This window comes from Micromonospora sp. NPDC003197 (assembly GCF_053590565.1).
Genome location: NZ_JBSFTE010000007.1, coordinates 103,190 through 124,480, shown reverse-complemented (window position 1 = coordinate 124,480; position 21,291 = coordinate 103,190). Strand labels below are relative to the sequence as shown.

General features: G+C 69.1%; 21 protein-coding genes and 1 pseudogene. 13 read left to right on the top strand and 9 right to left on the bottom strand.

Going from position 1 to position 21,291, the window contains the following annotated elements:
- Window positions 1-38: 38 nt before the first annotated feature.
- Complete coding sequence (locus ACWDV4_RS10405) at window positions 39-1,001, bottom strand: SUKH-3 domain-containing protein (protein ID WP_449976499.1); 963 nt, start codon at window positions 999-1,001, stop codon at window positions 39-41.
- A 297-nt stretch (window positions 1,002-1,298) separates the two neighbouring features.
- On the opposite strand from ACWDV4_RS10405, the gene nfi reads away from it, so the two are divergent.
- Window positions 1,299-1,976, top strand: coding sequence for a deoxyribonuclease V (nfi, locus tag ACWDV4_RS10400; RefSeq protein ID WP_449976724.1), 678 nt, complete (start codon window positions 1,299-1,301; stop codon window positions 1,974-1,976).
- 77 nt (window positions 1,977-2,053) lie between these two features.
- On the opposite strand, the gene ACWDV4_RS10395 is transcribed toward nfi, so the two are convergent.
- The 7 genes and pseudogenes from ACWDV4_RS10395 to ACWDV4_RS10365 all read right to left on the bottom strand — a co-directional run bounded on the left by ACWDV4_RS10395 (window position 2,054) and on the right by ACWDV4_RS10365 (window position 6,000).
- Window positions 2,054-3,286, bottom strand: a complete 1,233-nt coding sequence (locus tag ACWDV4_RS10395; RefSeq protein WP_449976497.1) for a helix-turn-helix domain-containing protein — start codon at window positions 3,284-3,286, stop codon at window positions 2,054-2,056.
- Window positions 3,283-3,567, bottom strand: a complete 285-nt coding sequence (locus ACWDV4_RS10390; RefSeq protein WP_449976495.1) for a hypothetical protein — start codon at window positions 3,565-3,567, stop codon at window positions 3,283-3,285. Before ACWDV4_RS10390 ends, ACWDV4_RS10395 begins: the two co-directional genes overlap by 4 nt.
- Window positions 3,564-3,734 (bottom strand): hypothetical protein, encoded by a 171-nt coding sequence (locus ACWDV4_RS10385; RefSeq protein WP_449976494.1) that lies wholly within the window; start codon window positions 3,732-3,734, stop codon window positions 3,564-3,566. The genes ACWDV4_RS10390 and ACWDV4_RS10385 overlap by 4 nt, the downstream gene beginning before the upstream one ends.
- A 326-nt stretch (window positions 3,735-4,060) precedes the next feature.
- Window positions 4,061-5,212, bottom strand: a complete 1,152-nt coding sequence (locus tag ACWDV4_RS10380; RefSeq protein WP_449976722.1) for a helix-turn-helix domain-containing protein — start codon at window positions 5,210-5,212, stop codon at window positions 4,061-4,063.
- Window positions 5,213-5,377: 165 nt separating this feature from the next.
- A pseudogene (locus ACWDV4_RS10375) lies at window positions 5,378-5,470 on the bottom strand (ArsR family transcriptional regulator); the annotation flags it as partial.
- Window positions 5,471-5,536: 66 nt separating this feature from the next.
- Window positions 5,537-5,680 (bottom strand): hypothetical protein, encoded by a 144-nt coding sequence (locus ACWDV4_RS10370; protein WP_449976493.1) that lies wholly within the window; start codon window positions 5,678-5,680, stop codon window positions 5,537-5,539.
- The gene (locus ACWDV4_RS10365) at window positions 5,677-6,000 is read right to left on the bottom strand and encodes a hypothetical protein (protein ID WP_449976490.1); all 324 of its coding nucleotides are present in this window, start codon (window positions 5,998-6,000) and stop codon (window positions 5,677-5,679) included. The genes ACWDV4_RS10370 and ACWDV4_RS10365 overlap by 4 nt, the downstream gene beginning before the upstream one ends.
- A 127-nt stretch (window positions 6,001-6,127) precedes the next feature.
- On the opposite strand from ACWDV4_RS10365, the gene ACWDV4_RS10360 reads away from it, so the two are divergent.
- The 9 genes from ACWDV4_RS10360 (at window position 6,128) to ahcY (ending at window position 16,502) form a co-directional block, all read left to right on the top strand.
- The gene (locus ACWDV4_RS10360) at window positions 6,128-6,814 is read left to right on the top strand and encodes a GNAT family N-acetyltransferase (protein ID WP_449976487.1); all 687 of its coding nucleotides are present in this window, start codon (window positions 6,128-6,130) and stop codon (window positions 6,812-6,814) included.
- Between the two features lie 77 nt (window positions 6,815-6,891).
- A complete protein-coding gene (locus tag ACWDV4_RS10355) occupies window positions 6,892-7,806 on the top strand; it encodes a DUF1963 domain-containing protein (protein ID WP_449976484.1) in 915 nt (304 codons plus the stop codon).
- Between the two features lie 527 nt (window positions 7,807-8,333).
- Complete coding sequence (locus ACWDV4_RS10350) at window positions 8,334-9,392, top strand: hypothetical protein (protein WP_449976483.1); 1,059 nt, start codon at window positions 8,334-8,336, stop codon at window positions 9,390-9,392.
- 91 nt (window positions 9,393-9,483) lie between these two features.
- Complete coding sequence (locus ACWDV4_RS10345; protein ID WP_449976481.1) at window positions 9,484-10,890, top strand: phosphomannomutase/phosphoglucomutase; 1,407 nt, start codon at window positions 9,484-9,486, stop codon at window positions 10,888-10,890.
- A 67-nt stretch (window positions 10,891-10,957) separates the two neighbouring features.
- Window positions 10,958-11,146 (top strand): Trm112 family protein, encoded by a 189-nt coding sequence (locus ACWDV4_RS10340; protein WP_449976478.1) that lies wholly within the window; start codon window positions 10,958-10,960, stop codon window positions 11,144-11,146.
- Window positions 11,143-12,339 carry an SIS domain-containing protein gene (locus tag ACWDV4_RS10335; RefSeq protein WP_449976476.1) on the top strand — a complete coding sequence of 399 codons (1,197 nt, stop codon included), beginning with the start codon at window positions 11,143-11,145 and terminating at the stop codon, window positions 12,337-12,339. The genes ACWDV4_RS10340 and ACWDV4_RS10335 overlap by 4 nt, the downstream gene beginning before the upstream one ends.
- Before the next feature lie 73 nt (window positions 12,340-12,412).
- Window positions 12,413-13,369 carry a cation diffusion facilitator family transporter gene (locus ACWDV4_RS10330; protein WP_449976473.1) on the top strand — a complete coding sequence of 319 codons (957 nt, stop codon included), beginning with the start codon at window positions 12,413-12,415 and terminating at the stop codon, window positions 13,367-13,369.
- 1 nt (window position 13,370) lies between these two features.
- Complete coding sequence (manA, locus tag ACWDV4_RS10325; RefSeq protein ID WP_449976471.1) at window positions 13,371-14,597, top strand: mannose-6-phosphate isomerase, class I; 1,227 nt, start codon at window positions 13,371-13,373, stop codon at window positions 14,595-14,597.
- 405 nt (window positions 14,598-15,002) lie between these two features.
- The gene (ahcY, locus tag ACWDV4_RS10320) at window positions 15,003-16,502 is read left to right on the top strand and encodes an adenosylhomocysteinase (RefSeq protein WP_449976469.1); all 1,500 of its coding nucleotides are present in this window, start codon (window positions 15,003-15,005) and stop codon (window positions 16,500-16,502) included.
- 136 nt (window positions 16,503-16,638) lie between these two features.
- Here the strand turns inward: ahcY and ACWDV4_RS10315 are convergent, their stop codons facing one another.
- Window positions 16,639-16,809, bottom strand: coding sequence for a hypothetical protein (locus ACWDV4_RS10315; protein WP_449976466.1), 171 nt, complete (start codon window positions 16,807-16,809; stop codon window positions 16,639-16,641).
- Between the two features lie 181 nt (window positions 16,810-16,990).
- Between ACWDV4_RS10315 and mtrA the strand changes: the two genes are divergently transcribed.
- The 3 genes from mtrA (at window position 16,991) to ACWDV4_RS10300 (ending at window position 21,271) form a co-directional block, all read left to right on the top strand.
- Window positions 16,991-17,680, top strand: coding sequence for an MtrAB system response regulator MtrA (gene mtrA / locus ACWDV4_RS10310; protein WP_184534127.1), 690 nt, complete (start codon window positions 16,991-16,993; stop codon window positions 17,678-17,680).
- A 67-nt stretch (window positions 17,681-17,747) separates the two neighbouring features.
- On the top strand, window positions 17,748-19,442 hold the full coding sequence (gene mtrB, locus ACWDV4_RS10305; RefSeq protein WP_449976720.1) for an MtrAB system histidine kinase MtrB: 1,695 nt from the start codon (window positions 17,748-17,750) through the stop codon (window positions 19,440-19,442).
- Window positions 19,443-19,447: 5 nt separating this feature from the next.
- Window positions 19,448-21,271 carry an LpqB family beta-propeller domain-containing protein gene (locus tag ACWDV4_RS10300; protein WP_449976462.1) on the top strand — a complete coding sequence of 608 codons (1,824 nt, stop codon included), beginning with the start codon at window positions 19,448-19,450 and terminating at the stop codon, window positions 21,269-21,271.
- The last annotated feature ends 20 nt before the right edge of the window (window positions 21,272-21,291 follow it).

Here is a 21,291-nt window from a genome sequence, read left to right as displayed (position 1 = left end):
GCCGCACCCGCACCCGCGCTGTGCCGCGCTCTAGGGCCTCACCAGGAGCCGTCGTCGCGTACCCGGGCCGGTGCTCGTCCGACGAGCAGATTCGTCAGCGCCTCGTCGATATTGGCCCCGAGGAACCACTCGCCGGCCTGGTCCAGGGCGAAGATCCGCCCGTACTCGTCCACGGCGAGGATGCTCTCCCCACCCTCGGTGCCGATCGGAAACAGCCGTACGCCGATGATCGCCGCGAACGCGGCCAGGGTGTCGGCGGTGTGTGCCACCGCCACCGGATCGATCTCGAACCGGCTGATCCACACCTGCTCACCCGGCCCGCGCCGCCCACAGATCAGCCCCGGGAACGACCGCAGGGTCCGTTCGGCGGCCGGGAACACCTCGTGTCGATGGTGCCGGCCGGCCACCGCGCACACCCGGTCGATGATGTCGCTGGCCGTTGCCGAATCGGTACGGCTCGGCCGCCAGCCCGCATCCACCAGGGCGTCGGCCACCTGAGCCGGAAACCGGTGCGGGTCGGGCACCGGTTGCGGTGCGGGACGCCACTGCTCGGTGAAGGCCAGTTCCGACCAGGGCAGTACGCCGAAGTGGATCAGGGCGGTGAGGCAGGAGGCACATGGCCGTTCGACGATGCCGCCGAACGGGTCACCCGGCTCACGGGTTCGGATTACGTCGAGCTGGGCGGTGCCGAGCAGTTCCTGGGCCGCCTCTATGGCCAGCGCGGGTCGTTCGTTGGCTGCCTGACGCCGGTCGTACTCGTGCAGCACGTCGGAGAGGACGACCAGCTCGGCATGCCGTTCGCCGCCTCGGACGAGATGCCCCGTTGGCTGGTTGGCGAGGTGCTTCCGGACCAGCGGGTGGTGCCGGAACTTCGGGTCGCCCTTGACGCTGTGGGCGATGTGCAGCTCATGTTGGACGGTCAGGTACGCGATGGTGCCGGGTGCCGTCGGTGCACCAACAGCGCTACCGGGCGTCCATTCCACCTCCTGGCGGCTGATCATGTGCAAGTCTCCCCGTTCCCTGCCCAGCCGGCCTCTGCTGGCGACTATTGGTCACTGTCGTCAATTGGTCGCCCCACCGGCGCCGAAAGTACCCCACTTCGGGTGTGGTCATGGGGGCGCGCACTGCCCGGCATGGTGCGTGATGATCGTCCTGGCATGGTGCGTGATGATCGTCCGGTACGAGGTCGGGCAGAATGCCGGAGACCCATTGGCCCTATATGGCACCGGGTGGCTGTGCTCGGGCCGTACCGGCGAGGAGTGGATGTCGACGTGGCGGATTCGGCAGCGGACCGGCTGATGGCCGCTCCGCGTACGGTGGCCGAGGCGGAAGCCGTACAGGATCAGTTGCGTCCGATGGTCGATCTGGTCGGACCCGGGCCGACCAGCCCCCGTACCGTGGCCGGCCTCGACGTGGCGTACGCCGAGGACGGGCAGCGCCTCGTCGCGGCCGTGGTCGTGTTGGACGCGCGGACGTTGGCGGTGGTCGACTCGGCGGTGGTCGCCGGGCGGGTCGCCTTCGACTACGTACCCGGTCTGTTTGCCTTCCGCGAGCTGCCCACCCTGCTGGAGGCGTTGGATCAGCTCACCGTTGAGCCCGATCTGCTGGTCTGTGACGGGCACGGGCTCGCCCACCCGCGTCGGTTCGGGCTGGCCTGCCATCTGGGGGTGCTGACCGGCCGACCGGCGATCGGGGTGGGCAAGACACTGCTGGTCGGGGAGTGGGACGCCCCCGCAGGACAGCGGGGATCCTGGTCTCCGTTGCGGGACGGTCCCGAGACGGTCGGCCGGGTGCTGCGTACCCAGGACGGGGTGAAGCCGGTCTTCGTCTCGGTGGGACATCGGATGGACCTGGACAATGCCTGCGCGCAGGTGCTGGCGTTGAGCCCGAAGTACCGGTTACCCGAGACGACCCGGCAGGCCGACCAGTTGTGCCGGGTGGCGCTCGCCGAAAGAATCGTCGACGGCCTGGACTGACATCCCGGCCGCGCCGGAAGACGGCACAGAGTCCCGGCCGCTCCGGAAGGTGGCACAGGGGCGCGTATCGGAAGGCGTCACAGTCCGACTCCCAGGTTCGTGGCGAGCGCAGCGACCGGCGGCGGTGGTGTGCCAGGTAGGCCACGCAGCACATCACGCAGGACATCTCGGGCGACCGGACGGTGCCGGATCTCTCCCGGTGCCAACCGATCACCGTCCACCAGACACGTCCCGGCCTCGGTCATCGCTCCGAGTTGGGCGTGTGCCAGCGCCAGGGTGAGATGGTGGTTCGCTCGCCGTTCGGCGGGAAGGGCGCAAAGTACGTCGGCTGGAATCTGCCGACCTACCTCCACCGCCCGATCGGGCTGGCCCAGCACCACCAGTGCGGCGGCCTGGTGCAGTCGTACGTTGGTCGGGCCGAAGCTGGTCCAGTAGTGGTTCTGGTCCGAGCCGAGCTGGTCGGCAACAGCCTCGGCCCGGCTGATTAGCTCCCGGGTGGTCGGCTGGTCGTGGAGGTGCGCCGCCGACATCGCGCTGTGCAGCAGCAGGTGCCCGTACACGGAGATCTGTTCGGGGTGGGCGTGATGGCCGGTGTCCGGGGCGAGCCGGGTGGCGACCGCGATCTGTGCCGCAAGCGCAGGTCGTGGCCGGTCCATCGCGACCAACACCGCCCCCGCCTGGCCGGTGGCAGTCCCCGCCAGCAGGTTGTCTGCGGCGCGTTGTGCAGCCGCCACCGCTCGGTCGGCGGCCAGCCACGCCAGGTCGTGTTCGCCCAGCTTCCGGAGCACCGCCGCAGTGACCTGGTATACCTGCCCCACCAGGTGCGCGGCCTCTCGGGCGCGAGCGTCGGCGATTCGGTACGTCGTGTCGGCGACCTGCGCATCACGCAGCAGCGTCGGTAATGCCCGTACCAGCACGCCGTATCGGCCGTGTTGGAAGGTCAGCCAGGCGTGCCGCACCGACTTGCGTACCTCGCTGATCGGGGGCGGGTCGGCGGACAGGGCGAACGCCGGCAGACCGCCGCACTCCATCGCCGCCCGGATCGTTTCGGCATCGACCCGGTCGATGCAGTCGAGTGCACCGGTACGACGTGGCGGGCCGTCGCCGAGGAGGAGTTGGACGTCGATCCGTAACGCCTCGGCGATCTCGTGTAGTACGGAGAGCCGGTCCAGGCGGCGCTGTCCGCCCTCGATCTTCTCTACCCAGCTCGTGGACCGGCCGAGCCGGTCGGCGAACACCTGCTGCGACAGATGGCGACGCTTGCGCCAATAGGCCACCCGGCGTCCGGTGCTGATTTCGTCGACTCTCACGGCTGTGGTCCTGCTCCGATAGCCCGACGGAGGGCGGCCACCTTGACCCGCAGCTCGACACAGGGCGGATGATCGTCGGCTGACGGCCAGATGCATTCGAGGCCGTGTCCGGTGACCCAGACGGAGGTTCCGGTGGCGGTCGCGCTCTCCGAGTAGACCTTCACGACCACGACGATGTCGCGGAAGTAGTCGCCGTCTGCCCCGGTGGGGTGGTACCAGTCGCCGGAGCGCAGGTAGAGGCGGGTGCCCGGTGGAATCAGGGGTAGGCCGGTGGCGCTCACCGTCGGCTCCCCGCGTTCGGTATGCGCCGCTGCTGGGCGTAGGTGAGCGCCGGACCGATGAGTACGGTCGGGGCGTTCCAGGCGGGATTACGGTCGGAGTTGTTGGCCACCCTGTCCTCACGACGGTGCCGGCCCCGATAGTCGAGGCTGCTCCGGCGGCGGATCACTGTAGGTCTCCGCACATCCGAACCGGGCCGGGTGGCTCCGGTGGGTCCTCGCCGTCGTCGATCGGTCTGAACGGCGAGTGAGAAAGCGGCGGGGTGGGCGGCGGTGGCTCGTCCCGACCGTCGTCATCCTCATCGTGGGCCTTCAACCACCACTTCGCCATCGCACCCTCCCAGGTTTGGGGAGGGTGCGGCGGCCGTTCCCGTGACGTCAGCCGCCGCACCCGACGGGGGCGCGGCGGCGACAGTGGGGGAGAACGCAACGCCACGCCTGTGATTGCGACGCTACTGAGGGCGAGGGATGGTGCTGGAACACTTACGCACCACTGTTACTCGGCGACCCCCAACCGCTCGCACAGGCCACGGATCTCCGACCCGCTCTTGCCCCGCCGCAGCAACCCTCGCGCCGTTTCCCGGGCCGACGTAGCCGACCGGGTGTGCTGGGGGCCTACGCGCTCAGCAGCAAGCAGCATTCGTACCGCGTCACGGTCTTTTCCGAGCGCGGTCAACCCTCGGGCCATGTCCATGTAGCAGTACACCTGCCGTACCGGTGGAAGTCCCGCGAGCCGGATGCGGTCGGCGGTCGCCATGGCCTCTCCGGGGCGTCCCGAGTCCAGCAGGAAGGCCATCTGCCAGAGGGCGACGTTTCTCGGCCCCCACGTCATGTCGTAGTTGTCGGTCTCCCCGGTTCGTTCGGCGATCCGAGCGGCCTCTGCGAGGTGCGCCTCGGCGGTGACGACATCGTGCAGGCCGGCGCAGTGGTGGGCGCGGGTGAGATGGTGGAACCCGAGGAGATCCAGCGCGGCCGGCTCGGACAGGTGGGCTTGTAGGTCGAGTTCAGCCCGCTCACACAGTGACCGAGCCGGCCCGTACGCCCCGGAGTAGGCCATGACTCGAGCACGGTTCGTGGCGGCCACCGCGAGGGCGACCGCCGAATCGAGTTCTTGGGCGGCCTCCACGCATCGGTCGACCGCCAACCATGCCTGCGCGGCGTATCCGACGTTGATCAGGCAGCCCATCGCAGCTCCGTACACCGGCACCATCTGCTCAAGCGCGGCGCATTCCCTCTTGTTGCGATGCAGGACGGGGATCAGGCCGACCAAACGGTGCAGTGCCCCGGCGTAGTCGCATCGGGCATACAGGTCTCGTACCAGCATGGACTCTTGGACGAGTGCCTCGACCGGTGTCGGCGGTCCTGACGTGGCCTCTGTCAATGGGTGGGCCATCAACATGCGCCATACCCGTTCCGCGTCAATCCTGGCAGCCTCCAATTGCCGGTCAGCGGGCGCGTACGGCTGGCCCGTCAGTTCCGTCACGGAGCATTCGAGGGCGGCGGCGAGGTCGTTGACCATGTATCGGTCAGTACGTTGCGTACCGCGTTCGATACGTGACCACGAGGTGTGAGAAATGCCGGCGCGGGAGGCCGCATAGCGGACACTCCATCCACGTAGCTCTCGGCGGGCGCGTATTCGTTCCCCGATGGACGGGTCGGCAGGCACAGGACGTCGAGGCATAGACACCATCCGAGGTGGAGGATCGAGCGGCGGTCTGTCGTTCGCTGCCCGAGCGGTTCACCGCTTTGGACGCTACAGGATGTGGCTTCTTGGTCACGATTGTCCGCACCGACAGTCAGGACCTTGATGCCGCTGTCGGCCCTTGACCCGGTAGTTGATCAGCCCGCGGTCATGTAGGCACGCCAGGTGCTTCGATACCGTCGACTGCGCCAGCCCCAACTCGTCATGTCACCGCAAGCTTTATCGGTACGTACGGATCGTGCACGAGCGCCATTGCAGGATGATCACTCTCTACGGTTCGTGGTCTTCCGCCAGGTACTTGATGTGGGCTGCCCGCTGTCTCAACAGTCGGCGCAGGTACGGCACGATCAGTGCCCGGGTCACCACCGCGCCCAGCAGCCCTAAGGGGGCGGCGACGGTCATGCGGTCGGTCATTTTCGTTCCTGTGCCGTTGATGTCCTGGAACAGGTGCTCGTGATGCAGGACGCGGAAGGGCCCCGTGTCTGCTCGTCAACGAAGCGATATGGATGTTCGTAGAGGGTGATTCGACTGGTCATGCGCCAACGCAGCCCGAAGTGGCGGGCGCGGAAGGTGACCTCGTCCCCAAGTGCGAGTTGGCGTCGACCGCTGCTGGTAGTGGCTGTCTCTTGGCTGGTGTGCACGGACGCGGTGTGAACGTCCACATCAAGTTTCAAGTCGAACACTACGCTCGGGGCAGCATCAATGACGGACACGATCTCGATCAGCGCCGGCACATCGGGAGCCTAGCGTTACGCAAAACCGCCAGCCATCCGCTCATCAAGCAGATCCGCGCAGGTGACTCGGGCTTATCGCGTCCTACGGCGTGGCAGGCCGCTCAGCTGCAAGTGATCTACTCGGTGGGTGAGCAACCTGAGAGATCTCATCGTCCGTTGGCAGCGCGGCTGGGGCGCGGCGCGCGGGCTGCCCGTCGCCGAGGACGTGGGCGGCGCGTTGCGGGTCCGGTGCATGCAGCCCGGTCGCGACATCGAGTATGTCGCGCTCGATGCCGGCGAAGACCCCGCGTCGCTCGCCACGCTGGCTGAGCTAGTCGCTGGCGAGGATGCCGTCACCTGGCTGACCGTGCCCACCACCGACCCGGCGAAGGCGTCCTCGGCGCTGACCGCCGCCGGTCTGATCGTGCTCAAACACTCGGAACTGCTGATGACAGCGGCCGATCTTCGCGGGCATCCGCAGAACATTCCGCTGGCACCGTACCGGCTGCTGACCGAGGTCGAATCGCACGGAGGCGACAGCGTGGTTACGGCCACGGTATGGCACGAGTCGGGAGAGGCCGGTGCGCGCGGGACGATGGGACTGGCTGGTACGGATGCCGTCGCAGACCGGATCGAAACCATGCCGGCTCATCGCCGCAAGGGCCTGGCCAGCGCGGTCATGGGTGCACTGGCCCGTACCGCGACTGAAGAAGGTGCCGAAGAGGGCATTCTCGTCGCCAGCGAGGACGGTCAGCGTCTGTACCTGACGCTCGGCTGGCAGCCGGTGGCTGATGTGCTGATCGCAACGACGCCTGGCCACGCGTACCCCTCCTGAGCGGCGCAGATGGCCGCAGCCGACCTACCTGGGTTCCACGGCCGGCCATTTGTGCTGATCTGGCAGGATGCCCGGTCATGAGTCATCACGATCAATTCCGTCGTGTGGCGGTCGAACGTGGTATTTCGGAGGATGAGGTCGGCAGGTTCGCCGAGTTCCTCCGGTTCGCGATCTGGGCGAACGGGCGTCCCAACGGCGTTCCCGTCGGGCAACGCGGCGGGTTGCCCCGGCTTCCGGTGGGCGTGGAGTGGCCGACCAGCGAGAATGGGCGGCCGTTGCCGTTCATCGCCTCCTTCGACTGTGCGGCCCTTCCCCGAGTCGACGGCCTCGCCTTGCCGGTGGATGGCTCGCTGCTCTTCTTTCTGAACCGCGAGTTTGCCTTCAATGCCCGTACCACCAAAGGTTCTGTCGCCGCCGAGCAGCAGTACGCGCGGGTGGTGTATGTGCCTTCCGGTATCGACACCGCCTTGGTGGAGGCGCCCGCCAACCTTGGCTCCGTCGACCCGGAGCAGGACCTCTTCGGCATGGTCACCGTCGATCTGCCCTACTGGCTCGACGACTTCGATGACTTTGACCTCGACCCTTCCCGGACCGACAACGGGGAACACCTGGCTCGCGATCTGCCCCACCTGGAGGAACTCTGTGCGCTGGCCAGGGAGCTCTGGCCGCGGAGTAACTACGCCGACGTCTACCTCGGCGGGTATACCGGGGGCGCTGGTGGGCTTGTCACCGACTACATGGAAGAGACCCCGGAGCTCATCATGGCGGGCGACAACCTCGAGGCACGCCAGAAGGCCGGCGAAATCGTGATTCCGCCGGCCGAGTGGAGTCTGCGCTTGGAGGAGGAGACGCTTCGGGTGATGCGCGAGTGGGTACCGCTTGCCCAATTCGCGAAGGTAGACGCCTACTGGGGGTGTTTCCTCATCCGTTACGACGATCTCGCCGCCGGCCGATTCGGCAAGGCCGTCTCCCGTACGGAATTCACCGAATAGGCCGTCGCCGCCGTCGGCGTACGTCCCGCGGGGTACGTCCCGCGGCGTACGCCGACAGCCGCGCCAGACGGAGTCCGGGCAGGCGCAGCGCCGCTGCCCAATGGGGCCAGCCAGGGTTAGCGGCATCCCGGGGGGCCTTGGTGATCTGAACAGCAGAGGCGCTACGCGGGCCTCGTAACGCCTCTGGTGTTCAGATCACCTTTGTTGGCACCGTGTGCGGAACCGTGATCGGGCCGTACGGTGCCCCGCGACGTGCCGAGGGCCCGGTGTTGCGCTGGTGATGGCCCATCCCGGGTCTCGACGAGGTGCCAGTACGGCTCATGCCGGTGGGTGGGAAAGCTGCGAGTCCTTCGCGCTCGGGGCAGATCAGCCGCGAACTCCGCTCTAATTCTAAGAGCGTCGATGCCCCAAGTGGCTTGAGAAGATGAGACTTCCCGCAGGGGGCCTCGTAGGCGACGGGCCGAGCCGGTGGCGGCGGGCAGAGTAGCCTGTCGGCCGGATATGTTCCGGGAAACGGCGAGGTGATCATGCTGGTACGGCGTGTCGGGGCGCGACTCGCGGTGGTCGCCGGGCTGTCAGCCGGCCTGCTCGGGCTCGGTACGGCTCCAGCGGTGGCCGCCGACGACAAGGTGAAGGTCAGCGTCTCCAGCAGCATTGTTGCTGGTTCCTCCGCAGGTGCGGCGAACGTCTCGATGAGCCGCCGGGAGGACGGATGCGTGGACGTCCGGATCGGGCTGTCGATCAAGCTGTCGGGCCTCGAAGCGGACCAGGTGCGGGTGGCGATCGCGGTGGGCGGGGACTGGCAGCTGGTGGGGGTCTCCGGTGGTGGGGATGGCGTGGTCGCCGTCACGCCGACGGCCCCGAGTAAGCCCCGGGTCTGCAAGGGTAAGAGCGCCTCGCTCCGGTTCCGGCTGGCCTTCCTGCCCGGAGCGCCGGCCGGGCGAGCGACCGTGGTGGCGGAGGCGTACGACGAGGACGGGAGCGAGCTCGGCCGCGCTTCCGACACGACCAAGGTGGTCTCGACGGCGGTCAGCATCCCGACTAGTTCGCCCACCGCCTCGCCCACTCCGCCGCCGGTCGAGTCGCCGGACGCCGCTTCGGCCGATACCGAGGCGCCGACGACGCAACCGGCGCTGGCCGGTACGGCCGACAAGCAGGATGGCGGCGGTTCCGGCGTGGGCACCGTGGTGATGGTCCTGGGTGTGGCCATGGTCGGGATCGGAGTCGCCCTACTGGTGGTGCTGTTGCGCCGACGGAATCGGGAGGCGACTGCGGAGGCCCCGACGGGTGGTTCGGGCGTGTACCAGTCCGGCAGCCACCGACCCGGCGGTCACGGTCCCAGCGGTCACGGTCCCGGCGGTCACGGTCCCGGCGGTCACGGTCCTGGCGGCCAGCATTACCCGAACTACCCGCCACCAGCCGGCTCGAACTACCCGCCCCCACCTGGCCAGAGCTATCCGCCACCAGCGGGCCAGGGTTACCCGCCCCCACCTGGGCAGGGTTACCCGCCACCGGGCGGTCCGGGCTATCCACCACCAGCGGGGGGCGGCGACTCGACCGTGATCATGCCGAGGATGCCGCGCTGACCGAGGGCGGCCATCCGCCTTGGCCGAGCGACGGGCGGCGGCTCCGATACGCTCAGGCCGTTGACCGAGATGCGGCTGAGGAGCGAGACTGGTGTCTGACTTGTCCCTGATTGTCAAGGCATACGACGTCCGTGGGACCGTCCCGGAGCAGTGGGACGAGCGGACCGCCGAGGCGCTGGGGGCGGCGTTCGCGCAGTTGCTGACCAGCTCGGCCGACGGCCGGGACACGGTGTTGATCGCCCACGACATGCGGGATTCGTCGCCGGGGCTCGCCGCCGCGTTCGCCGCCGGAGTCCGGGCTGAGGGCATGTCCGTCATCGAAACCGGCCTCGGCTCCACTGACATGCTCTACTACGCCTCCGGGGCGCTCGACCTGCCCGGTGCGATGTTCACCGCCAGCCACAACCCTGCCCAGTACAACGGCATCAAGATGTGCCGGGCCGGGGCGCGCCCGATCGGCCAGGACAGCGGCCTGGCGGAGCTGCGCGACCGGGCCCAGGCGCTGCTGGACAAGTCGGACCCGGCGGAGAAGCAGGACCGTACGGAGGCGGCGAGCGAGACGCGGTCGTCGGCCGAGCGTCGGGACCTGCTCCCCGACTACGGTGCCTACCTGCGTGCCCTGGTCGACCTCTCGTCGATTCGGCCACTGAAGGTCGTGGTGGACGCCGGCAACGGAATGGGCGGCTACACGGTGCCGGCGGTGCTCGGCGACACCGTACTGCCGGCCCTGCCGTTGACCATCGTGCCGCTCTACTTCGAGCTGGACGGCTCCTTCCCCAACCACGAGGCCAACCCACTCGACCCGGCCAACCTGGTCGACCTCCAGGCGGCGGTCCGGGAGCACGGCGCCGACCTGGGACTCGCCTTCGACGGCGACGCCGACCGGTGCTTCGTGGTCGACGAGCGTGGTGAGCCGGTCTCCCCGTCGGCGATCACCGCCTTGGTCGCGGCCCGTGAGTTGGCCAAGCACCCCGGGTCCACGATCATCCACAACCTGATCACCTCCAGCGCCGTACCGGAGATCGTCCGGGAGTGCGGTGGTGAGCCGGTACGCAGTCGGGTGGGGCATTCGTTCATCAAGGCCGAGATGGCCCGGACCAACGCGGTCTTCGGCGGCGAGCACTCGGCGCACTACTACTTCCGGGACTTCTGGTTCGCCGACACCGGCATGCTCGCCGCGATGCACGTCCTGGCGGCGCTCGGCGAGCAGGCCCGCCCGCTGTCCGAACTGGCCCACGAGTACGAGCGGTACGTCGCTTCCGGCGAGATCAACTCCACGGTCGCCGACCAGGCGGGCAAGCTGGCCGAGGTCAAGCAGACGTACCCGGACGCGCAGACCGACGAGCTGGACGGCCTGACCGTCCGCTTCGACGACGGGGCCTGGATCAACCTGCGCCCCTCCAACACCGAGCCGTTGCTGCGGCTCAACGTCGAGGCACCGACCGGGCAGCGAATGGCGGCGCTGCGCGACGAGGTGCTCGACATCGTTCGCCGATAAGATCCCCTGCGCCGGTGGCCACCGCGGACCCGGCCAGCATTCCGCCCGACGTGGAAGGAGCCGAATCGTGGCCCTGGATCCGCAGTTGCTCGAAATTCTCGCCTGCCCGGACACACACCACGCACCACTCGACTACGATGCGGCGGCGCAGACCCTGACCTGCACCGAGTGCGGCCGGATCTTCGAGGTACGCGACGACGTGCCGGTGCTGCTGCTGGACGAGGCGCGCGGCGGCACCGCGCAGGAGGCGCAGTGATGGAGGGTACCGCCGGTATCCGTGGGCAGCGCATCCCTGACGAGGCGCTGCTCGACGACCCGGACAGGCTGACCGAGAACGACCCCGGCGGCATGCTGCGGTTCACCGCCTCGGCCGGCGCCCAGGTACGCGAGGCGGCTGCCCTGGCGGCAGAGGCCAACCTCTCGGTCCTCGCCGACGAGGGGCGCCCCCGGGCCGTGGTGATCGCCGGCATCGGCACCGCCGGTCGTACCGGTGACGTGCTCGCCACGGTCGCTGGCCCGCGCTGCCCGGTCCCGGTCATCCCGCACCGCAGCGCCGGGGTGCCCGGTTGGGTGGGTGCGGCCGACGTGGTGATCGCCATCAGCGCCTCGGGCCGTGGGCCGGAGGCGCTCGGCGCGGCCGAGGCCGCCGCCCGGCGAGGTGCCCGGCTGGTCGCCGTCGGCGCGCCGGACTCGAAGCTCCAGTCGGTCGCCGAGGGGGTACGCGCACCGTTCATCCCGGTGCCCCGTCGCGCCCCCGCCCGAGCCAGCCTCTGGGCGTTGACCGTTCCGGTTCTGCTCGCCGCCCGTACCCTCGGTTTGGTCAAGGTCAACGAGGCGGACCTGGCGGAGACCGCGGCCCGGCTCGACGCGGACGCCGACCGCTGCCGGCCGACCGCCGAGTCGTTCGTCAACCCGGCCAAGTCGCTGGCGCTGGGGCTGGCCGGCTCGATCCCGATCGTCTGGGGCTCGTCGCCCCTGGCCACCGTCGCCGCCCGCCGGTTCGGCGACACCCTGTCGGCCAACGCCCGCTACCCGGTGGTGGGCGGGGCGCTCGGCGAGGCCGGTCGGGGCCGGGTGGGCCTGCTCGACGGCGTCTTCGGCGGGCTGGCCGAGTCGACCCGGGACATTTTCGCCGACCCGGAGGAGGAGACCGGGGAATCCACCCGGCTGCGGGTGGTGCTGCTGCGCGACGGCGGCCTCAACGCCGACGACGACACCGACGAGCCACTCGCGGTGGAGGAACGGCGGGCCGACGCGGTGCAGACCCTCGCCGAGCGGCGCGGGGTGCGTTGCGACGTGGTCACCGCCGAGGGCGGTTCGGCGTTGGAACGCCTCGCCTCCCTGATCGCCGTACCCGACTTCGCGTCGATCTACCTGGCCCTGGCCCACGGGCTCGACCCGATGGCCGTACCGGCCGTAACTGAGATGAAGGAGCTGTCGAATCCGTGAGCGAGGTTAGCGAGCACACCGTCGAACGTGGACCGGCGGTGCCGGTCGGGGTACGACGTGCGGGAGTGGCGGAATGAGCGCCGGTGGGGGCACCAAGGCGATCGTCGCCGCGCTGGCAGCCAACCTGGGTATCGCGGTCACCAAGTTCGTCGCGTTCGCCCTGACCGCCTCCTCGTCGATGCTCGCCGAGGCGATCCACTCGGTGGCCGACTCCGGCAATCAGGCGTTGCTGCTGGTCGGTGGCCGTCGGGCCAGGCGCGCGGCCACCCCGCAACACCCCTTCGGGTACGGGCGGGAACGCTACATCTACGCGTTCATCGTCTCCATCGTGCTGTTCAGCGTCGGTGGCCTGTTCGCCCTCTACGAGGCGTACCACAAGTACCACGAGCAGCACGAACTCGGGCCGCACGGGATCGACAGCTGGCAGTGGGTGCCGGTGACTGTGCTGGTGCTCGCCATCATCATGGAGTCGTTCTCGTTCCGTACCGCGATCAAGGAGTCCAACGCGATCCGGGGCAACGCCTCCTGGAAGGACTTCGTCCGCCGGGCCAAGGCCCCGGAGCTGCCGGTGGTGCTGCTGGAGGACCTCGGTGCGCTGGTCGGTCTGGTCCTCGCCCTGGTCGGCGTCACGATGACGCTGATCACCGACAACGGCTACTGGGACGCGGCCGGTACTGCGGCGATCGGCATCCTGCTGGTGATCATCGCGATCGTTCTGGCGATCGAGACGAAGAGCCTGCTGCTCGGTGAGGGTGCCGGCCCGGAGCAGGTACGTCGGATCGAGCAGGCGATCACCGACGGCCCAGAGGTCAGCCGGATCATCCACATGAAGACGCTGCACCTGGGGCCGGAGGAGTTGCTGGTCGCGGTCAAGGTGGCGGTGGAGCCGTACGAGCAGGCCGCCGACCTGGCCCGCGACATCGATGCGATCGAGGCCCGGATCCGCGAGGCGGTGCCCATCGCCCGCATGATCTACGTCGAGCCGGACATCTTCTACAAGGCTCGGGCCGGCGCGACGACCGGGAGCTGACGTGGAGCCGATGAGCGGTCCGATCCGGGACTACGCCTGGGGTTCCCGGTCGGTCATTGCCGAGTTGCAGGGCCGACCGGTGCCCAGCCCCGGACCGGAGGCGGAACTCTGGCTGGGTGCCCACCCGGCGGCCTCGGCCACCGTGCAGCGGGACGGCGTACCGGTCAGCCTGGTCGACCTGCTCGTCGCCGAGCCACGTCAATGGCTCGGCGACGAGGTGGTCGGCCGGTTCGGCGTTCGGCTGCCCTTCCTGTTGAAGGTGCTGGCGGCAGAGGCCCCGCTGTCGCTCCAAGCACACCCGAACGCCGAGCAGGCCCGGGCCGGGTACGCCGCCGAGCAGGCCCAGGCCGAGACGGCCGCTGCACAGGCCCGGGCCGAGCAGGTCAGCGCGTCGGCGACGGTACGCCGAAACTACGTCGATCCGTACCACAAGCCCGAGATGCTGGTGGCCCTGACGCCGTTCGAGGCGTTGTGCGGGTTCCGCGATCCGAAGGTGTCGGCGGATGTCTTCGCCGCCTTCGAGGTGGCCGATCTCGACCCGGTGGTGGCCGCGCTGCGTACCGGTCCGGCCGGGCTTGCCGATGCCGTACACCAGTTGTTGACCTGGCCGGAGGGTGATCGGGCCGGGTTGCTGGCGGCGGTCCTGACGGCGGAGGTGACACCGCAGTTCGCCGCACCGGCGGCGCTGGCGCAGCGGCTGGCCGACTGCTATCCCGGGGACCCCGGGGTGCTGGTCGCCCTGCTGCTGAACCATGTTCATCTCGCCCCCGGCGAGGCGATCTGGATGCCGGCCGGCAACCTGCACGCCTATCTGTACGGTGCCGGCGTGGAACTCATGGCCGCCAGCGACAACGTGTTGCGGGGCGGCCTGACCCCCAAACCGGTGGACGTCGCGGAACTGTTGCGGGTGCTGCGGTTCGAGGTGCTCGACGATCCGGTGCTCACCTCGGTCGAGGTGGCACCCGGGGTGGTCACCTGGCCGCTGCCGGTCGACGACTTCGCCCTGCACGTCGTACGCCTCGACGCCGCCACGCCGAGCGTGGAGTTGGCCCTGCCTGGTCCTCGGGTGGTGTGGTGCCGCAGCGGTCGGATCGAGGCCCGGGACGGGACCGGTGCGACCGTCGTAGAGCCGGGCCGGGCGGCATTTGGGGCGGCGGACGATGCCTCGTTGACGCTTACCGGTGCTGGGGAGGCCTATGTCGCCTCGGTCGGCCCGGTTCACGGGTGACCCCCAAAGCCCGTTAGATGGGGCGAATAGGGTCCATCAGGCGAATCTGGCAGATCGGATATTTCCGAATTGCTTGACTAGTCCCCAGCGGAAGGTCAAGCTGTAATTACGCGGCGTCACCGTGACGGAAGGGGAACTCCCCGCCCGTCGTGGTTACGCGCGGGGGAACCAAACCGGGGGGATGCGCGGGGCGGGCGGATACTGGACGGGAGACCGTTCATGACCGACCGCCCCGCGCGCTGTCCGCCGACTGCCACCCGGGTCAGGTTGATCCGCCGGAGACCAGCTCAATCCGCGCCGGTAACCACTCGCGTCAGGGCCGATCCCGTGTGCCTTCTGCCGACCGGACGTTGGCCGCGCGTAAGGTGAAGGGTCGCGCAGCACATCCGTACGACAGGAGCTTTCATGACCAGCACCCTTCCGGCGCCCTCCGGTGGCGCGTCGACCGAGCCCCGACCACGCACCCTTGCCGAGGGCGACTTCAAGGTGGCGGATCTGTCGCTGGCCGCGTTCGGGCGCAAGGAAATCGAGCTGGCCGAGCACGAGATGCCTGGCCTGATGGCGATCCGCCGGGAATTCGCGCAGGCGCAGCCGCTGCGGGGGGCGCGAATCACCGGCTCGTTGCACATGACGATCCAGACCGCCGTACTCATCGAGACGCTGGTTGCGCTCGGTGCCGAGGTGCGGTGGGCGTCCTGCAACATCTTCTCCACCCAGGACCACGCGGCCGCGGCCATCGCCGTGGGCCCCGAGGGCACCCCGGAAGCCCCGGCCGGTGTCCCGGTCTACGCCTGGAAGGGCGAGACCCTCCAGGAATACTGGTGGTGCACCGAGCAGGCGTTGGCCTGGCCGGACGGGCAGGGCCCGAACATGATCCTGGACGACGGCGGCGACGCCACGCTGCTCGTACACCGGGGCGCACAGTTCGAGGGCGCCGGCGCGGTGCCGCCGGTGGAGAGCGCGGACTCCGAGGAGTACGCGGTGATCCTGGAACTGCTGCACCGGTCGCTGGCCGAGGACGACCGGCGGTGGACCCGGATCGCGGCCGGCATCAAGGGCGTCACCGAGGAGACCACCACCGGTGTGCACCGGCTGTACGAGATGCAGCGGGAGGGCACCCTGCTCTTCCCGGCGATCAACGTCAACGACTCGGTGACCAAGAGCAAGTTCGACAACAAGTACGGCTGCCGCCACTCCCTGATCGACGGCATCAACCGCGCCACCGACGTGCTCATCGGCGGCAAGGTGGCGGTCGTCCTGGGCTACGGCGACGTCGGCAAGGGCTGCGCCGAGTCGCTGCGTGGCCAGGGGGCCCGGGTCGTGGTGACCGAGGTCGACCCGATCTGTGCGTTGCAGGCCGCGATGGACGGCTACCAGGTGGCCACGCTGGACGACGTGGTGGAGACGGCCGACATCTTCGTCACCGCCACCGGCTGCTTCGACGTCATCACCAATGAGCACATGGCGCGCATGAAGCACCAGGCCATCGTGGGCAACATCGGCCACTTCGACAACGAGATCGACATGGCCGGCCTGGCCAAGCGTACGGACGTCGAGCGGGTCAACATCAAGCCGCAGGTCGACCTCTGGAAGTTCGCGGACGGCCACGCCATCATCGTGCTCTCCGAGGGGCGGCTGCTGAACCTGGGCAACGCCACCGGGCACCCGAGCTTCGTGATGTCGAACTCGTTCGCGAACCAGACCATCGCCCAGATCGAGCTCTTCACCAAGACCGACGAGTACCCGATCGGCGTCTACACGCTGCCGAAGCACCTCGACGAGAAGGTGGCCCGGCTGCACCTCGACGCGCTCGGTGCCAAGCTCAGCACGCTGACCAAGGAGCAGGCCGCCTACCTGGGCGTGCAGGTGGAGGGGCCGTTCAAGCCGGACCACTACCGCTACTGAGCAGGACCCTTCGCCAGTTCCACAAGGCGAGCGGAACCCGTATCCGGGCCGGCTGGACTTTCCAGCCGGCCCGGCTGCTTCGCCCCGCCGTACCAGGCTGTTCGAGCCTGCTGGCCGGGCTGTTGCACCCTGCCTTCTAGCGCGCCCGGTCGCTACTGCGCCGCTCGGCGCGGTCGCCGCGTACCCAGGTCCAGATGCAGTAGCCGAGCCAACCGACGGCTACGGCGGCGGCCAGGGGCCGTAGCCGTAGTGCGTTCAGCAGCATGATCACGGCGAGCACGGTGAGCCAGGGGAGGAAAGCCTTCATCGGGCAATTTCAGCATGCGGGCAGCGGTTCGTGGAGGGGCTGTTGTCGGCGGGTCGACCCGGCAACTGCGGGGGCGACCCGGTATGACAAGTCCGGGATTGTCGGGATCTTGGCACGGCTCAAAGCTGGTGACGGGTGGAGCGGTTCCCATGAACCGGATCAGGGATGAAATATTAGGTCCATGAGAGCCCGGGTTCTGGTGGTGGACGATGATCCTGCGCTGGCCGAGATGCTTGGCATCGTCCTGCGTAGCGAGGGTTTCCTGCCCTCCTTCGTGGCAGATGGCGAGCGGGCACTGGCCGCGTTTCGGGAGAGCCGTCCGGACATCGTCCTGTTGGACCTGATGCTGCCCGGGATGAGTGGCATCGACGTGGCCCGGGCGATCCGTTCGGAGTCCGGGGTCCCGATAGTGATGCTGACCGCCAAGAGCGACACCGTCGACGTCGTCCTCGGCCTTGAGTCAGGAGCCGACGACTACGTCGTCAAGCCGTTCAAGCCGAAGGAACTGGTGGCCCGGATGCGGGCCCGGCTGCGGCGCGGCGAAGACGCCGCACCGGAGATGCTGACCATCGGCCCGCCGGGTAACCAGATCAACATCGACGTGCCGGCGCACACCGTCAGCCGGGACGGCGACGAGGTGAAACTGACTCCACTGGAGTTCGACCTGCTGGTCGCCCTGGCCCGCAAGCCGCGTCAGGTCTTCACCCGGGAAGTGCTGCTGGAGCAGGTCTGGGGTTACCGGCACGCGGCCGACACCCGCCTGGTGAACGTGCATGTGCAGCGGCTCCGTGCCAAGATCGAGCCCGACCCGGAGCGGCCCGAGATCATCCTGACGGTCCGTGGGGTGGGCTACAAGGCGGGCACGGGATAGGCCGGCACACGATAGTGCGGCCACATCTCGGAGCACCGGATAGCCTGGGAGCATTGTGACCCGACGCGTGACCGCCCTCCTCGCTCGGCTGCGGGCGTTCTGGCACGCTGTGGCCGCCCGCAGTGCCGCACTCTTCGCTGGGCTACGCCGAACCTGGCGGCGATCGTTGCAGTTGCGGGTCGTCAGCATCACCCTCGTCGCGTCGAGCCTGCTGGTCGGCGGATTCGCCTACCTGGTGGCCGACAACATCACGAACATCCTGCTGGAGAACGCCACCGAGGACGTGAAGGTGCGGCTGGAGAGCGGGCGGGACTACGCCACCAACCAGCTGGACATCCACACCGGGGCCTACGAGTCGAACCTGCAACGCACCTTCGAGCGCACCGTCGACTACCTGGCTGGCGGCGATCCGAAGCAGATCGGGGGCGCGGTAGTGGCATTGACGGCCGAGCAGCACCCCCGCTCGATCAAGACCGCCACCTCACCCGCCGTCGACGTCCAGCCGATGATCAGCCCAGAGCTGCGACAGTCGGTCGCCAACGGTCAGGTGGCGCACCAGATCCGTACCGGCGATCTCGGCAGCGGCCGGCTCAAATACCTCGTCTACGGCTCGCCGGTGCCGACCCGTTTTGGTCAGGTCGAGCTCTACTACTTCGTACCCCTCAACCGGCAGGACGAGACCGCCGCCCAGGCGCGCTCCACGGTGCTGGCCACCGGGGTCGCCCTCGTTCTGCTGCTCGGCCTGGTCTCGGCCCTGGTCACCCGGCTGGTGGTGAACCCGGTACGGGTTGCCGCCCGGACCGCCCAGCGGTTGTCGGCCGGCCTGCTGGACCAGCGGATGGCGGTCACCGGCGAGGACGACCTGGCCCTGCTCGCGGCGTCGTTCAACCAGATGGCGACCAGCCTGCAGAGCCAGATCCTCCGGCTGGAGGAGATGTCCCGCCTGCAACGGCGGTTCACCTCTGACGTCTCCCACGAACTGCGTACGCCGCTGACCACCGTACGGATGGCCGCTGATCTGATCTTCGCCGAGCGCGACGAGTTCGATCCGGCGGTGGCCCGCAGCGCCGAGCTGCTCCAGGCCGAGTTGGACCGGTTCGAGAGCCTCCTCACCGACCTGCTGGAGATCAGCCGGTTCGACGCGGGCTTCGCCGTACTCGACAGCGAGCCGACCGACCTCGTACCGGTGGTGCAGCGGGTGGTGGACCGGCTCGGCTCCGTGGCCGACCGGGCCGGGGTGGCGCTGGAGCTACGGGTGCCGGACGCCCCGGTGATCGCCGAGGTCGACCCGCGCCGGGTGGAGCGGATCCTGCGTAACCTGGTCGGCAACGCCGTCGAGCACGGTGAGGGACGGCCGGTCGAGGTGACCCTGGGCGCGGACGAGACCGCAGTGGCGGTCACCGTTCGGGACCGGGGCGTGGGCCTCAAACCGGGCGAGGAGAAACTGGTCTTCAACCGGTTCTGGCGGGCCGATCCGTCCCGGGCGAGGCAGACCGGCGGGACCGGCCTGGGGTTGTCGATCAGCGTGGAGGACGCCCGGCTGCACGGCGGCTGGCTGGAGGCGTGGGGTGCCCCGGGCCAGGGGGCCCAGTTCCGCCTCACCCTGCCGGCCCGGGCCGGCGACCGGCTGACCAGCTCGCCGCTGCGGCTGGTGCCGGAGGATGCGGCGGTGACCGGTTCGGGCCCGGTACGGCGACCCGGTGGGGCCCTGGCTATCGGCCCGGCGCCGGCGGTGGGCGAGGACGCCCGAGCGGAGGTGTAGGCAACATGACGCGTCGACTCCTGACAGCGGCGACTGCGGCGACGATCCTCGTCACCGGGGTTGCCGGCTGCGGCATTCCCGACGAGACCGGGGTGCAGATTTCCGGCCCCGGCCCGGCCCAGAAGTACGGCGCGGACGCCGCGATCGGTGGCCAGCCGCCAGACCGGCTGGACAGCCTCGACGACTCCAAGCAGTTCGTGAGCAACTTGCTGGCGGCGGCGGCGGGGGAGACGAGCGGTGCCTACGGTCGGGTCGCCGCCTTCATCGTGCCCAACCAGCGGGGGGCGATGAAGGAGAAGCAGGGCAGTGACGTCGCGATCAACGTGGTGCGGCCGATCGAGGAGACGCCCCGCTCCGAAGAGCAGCAGGATGGCATCAACCTGGTCACCATCCGGGTGCAGCAGGTCGGGGTGCTCCGGGCGGACGGCACCCTCACCGCACCGGTGGCCACCGAGACGTCGTACACCTTCCGGGTCGGCCGGGACCGGTGGTCCGGTGAGACGGCCAGCCAGGGGTTGTATCTGCTCGACCCGCCCCCGGCGCTGCTGATGAGCACCCAGGCGCTGAAGACCTACTACCAGCAGCAGACGATCTACTTCTGGAACGCCGACCGGACCGCGCTGGTGCCGGATCTGCGCTACCTGCCGCTGGCACTACCCCGCCAGGGGCGGGCCAACACCGTGCTGGACTGGCTCACCGGGGGCCCGGCCGACTGGCTGACCGCAGCCGCGCTCCGGCTACCCGAGGGGACGGACTCGATCGGCAACGTGTTGCAGAACGGCGACCGGATCGAGGTGAATCTCTCCACCCTGGCCGGTCCGGACGAGGAAGCCGAGCTGCACCGACTCGCCGTACAGCTCGCCTGGTCGCTACAGGATCTGAGTAACGAGATCGAACTGAAGATCCGCAACCAGAGCCGGGAAATGATCGACGTCCCCGCCTACCGTGAGGAGAACAAGGCATACCAGCTCGACGGCAACGCCCTGCGGTTCTGCGTCTACGACGACTCGGTGCACGCGTTGCTGGATTCCGGCACCAGCGCCGCTTCGGTGCCCATCGCCGAGGAGAGCAACCGCAACGTGGTCTCCGCCGCCCTGAACCGGGGCGGTGCCGGCGTACTGGCGGCACTGGTGACCAAGACCGGGAACGACCGGCGTCGCCTGTCGACAGGTACCGGCAAGGACCTGGTGCAGACCTTCGCCCAGAGCCCTGAGACGTACGAGACGATGAGCCGCCCGGTGTGGTTGAAGGGGACCGAGCCCGGGCAGTCGGTCGGCCTGGTCGTGGCCGACGGCACGCTCTACCGCTTCGGTACGGACGCCAAGCTGACCGAGGTCAGGGTGCCCAACGCCCCGGCGGACGTCTCCGCCGTGGGGGCGTCCCTGGACGGGCATCGGATCGCGTTCATCGCCGGCGGCGACCTCTATGTCGCCGCCATGACGGTCGACAACGGCATCGCCACCCCGGGACCGGCCCGACGTCTGGTCACCTCGTTGGGGGAGCTTTCCGCGGTGGAGTGGAGCGGGGAGAACTCCCTCGTCGTGGCCGGGGTCCGGAGCCGGCCGGCGATCTACGAGATCACGGTCGACGGGGCCCTGGAGCTGACCTTCGACAACGACACCGAGACGCGGGTGACCCATCTGGCCACCTACCCGAACAACCCGGTGGTCCCGCCCTCCCTGGGTCGGGTCATGTACGAGGCGAACTCGATCGCCCGTGCGGACCGGTTCTCCACGTTCGAGCGGATCGGTCCGGACCAGGTCGCCGATCGCAGCACGGGGTCTCCGACCGGGTCGCACAATCCCAGCGCCCCGTTCTTCTTCTACTGATCGCACCACTGATCGAGCCG

What these genes read in the sequence shown, in the direction of transcription:
- ahcY (WP_449976469.1), top strand. Translation starts at nt 15,003, where the DNA reads ATGACCAGCACCCTTCCGGCGCCCTCCGGTGGCGCGTCGACCGAGCCC.
- ACWDV4_RS10315 (WP_449976466.1), bottom strand. Translation starts at nt 16,809, where the DNA reads ATGAAGGCTTTCCTCCCCTGGCTCACCGTGCTCGCCGTGATCATGCTG.
- ACWDV4_RS10350 (WP_449976483.1), top strand. Translation starts at nt 8,334, where the DNA reads ATGCTGGTACGGCGTGTCGGGGCGCGACTCGCGGTGGTCGCCGGGCTG.
- ACWDV4_RS10370 (WP_449976493.1), bottom strand. Translation starts at nt 5,680, where the DNA reads ATGACCGACCGCATGACCGTCGCCGCCCCCTTAGGGCTGCTGGGCGCG.
- mtrA (WP_184534127.1), top strand. Translation starts at nt 16,991, where the DNA reads ATGAGAGCCCGGGTTCTGGTGGTGGACGATGATCCTGCGCTGGCCGAG.
- ACWDV4_RS10355 (WP_449976484.1), top strand. Translation starts at nt 6,892, where the DNA reads ATGAGTCATCACGATCAATTCCGTCGTGTGGCGGTCGAACGTGGTATT.
- nfi (WP_449976724.1), top strand. Translation starts at nt 1,299, where the DNA reads ATGGCCGCTCCGCGTACGGTGGCCGAGGCGGAAGCCGTACAGGATCAG.
- ACWDV4_RS10330 (WP_449976473.1), top strand. Translation starts at nt 12,413, where the DNA reads ATGAGCGCCGGTGGGGGCACCAAGGCGATCGTCGCCGCGCTGGCAGCC.
- ACWDV4_RS10405 (WP_449976499.1), bottom strand. Translation starts at nt 1,001, where the DNA reads ATGATCAGCCGCCAGGAGGTGGAATGGACGCCCGGTAGCGCTGTTGGT.
- ACWDV4_RS10300 (WP_449976462.1), top strand. Translation starts at nt 19,448, where the DNA reads ATGACGCGTCGACTCCTGACAGCGGCGACTGCGGCGACGATCCTCGTC.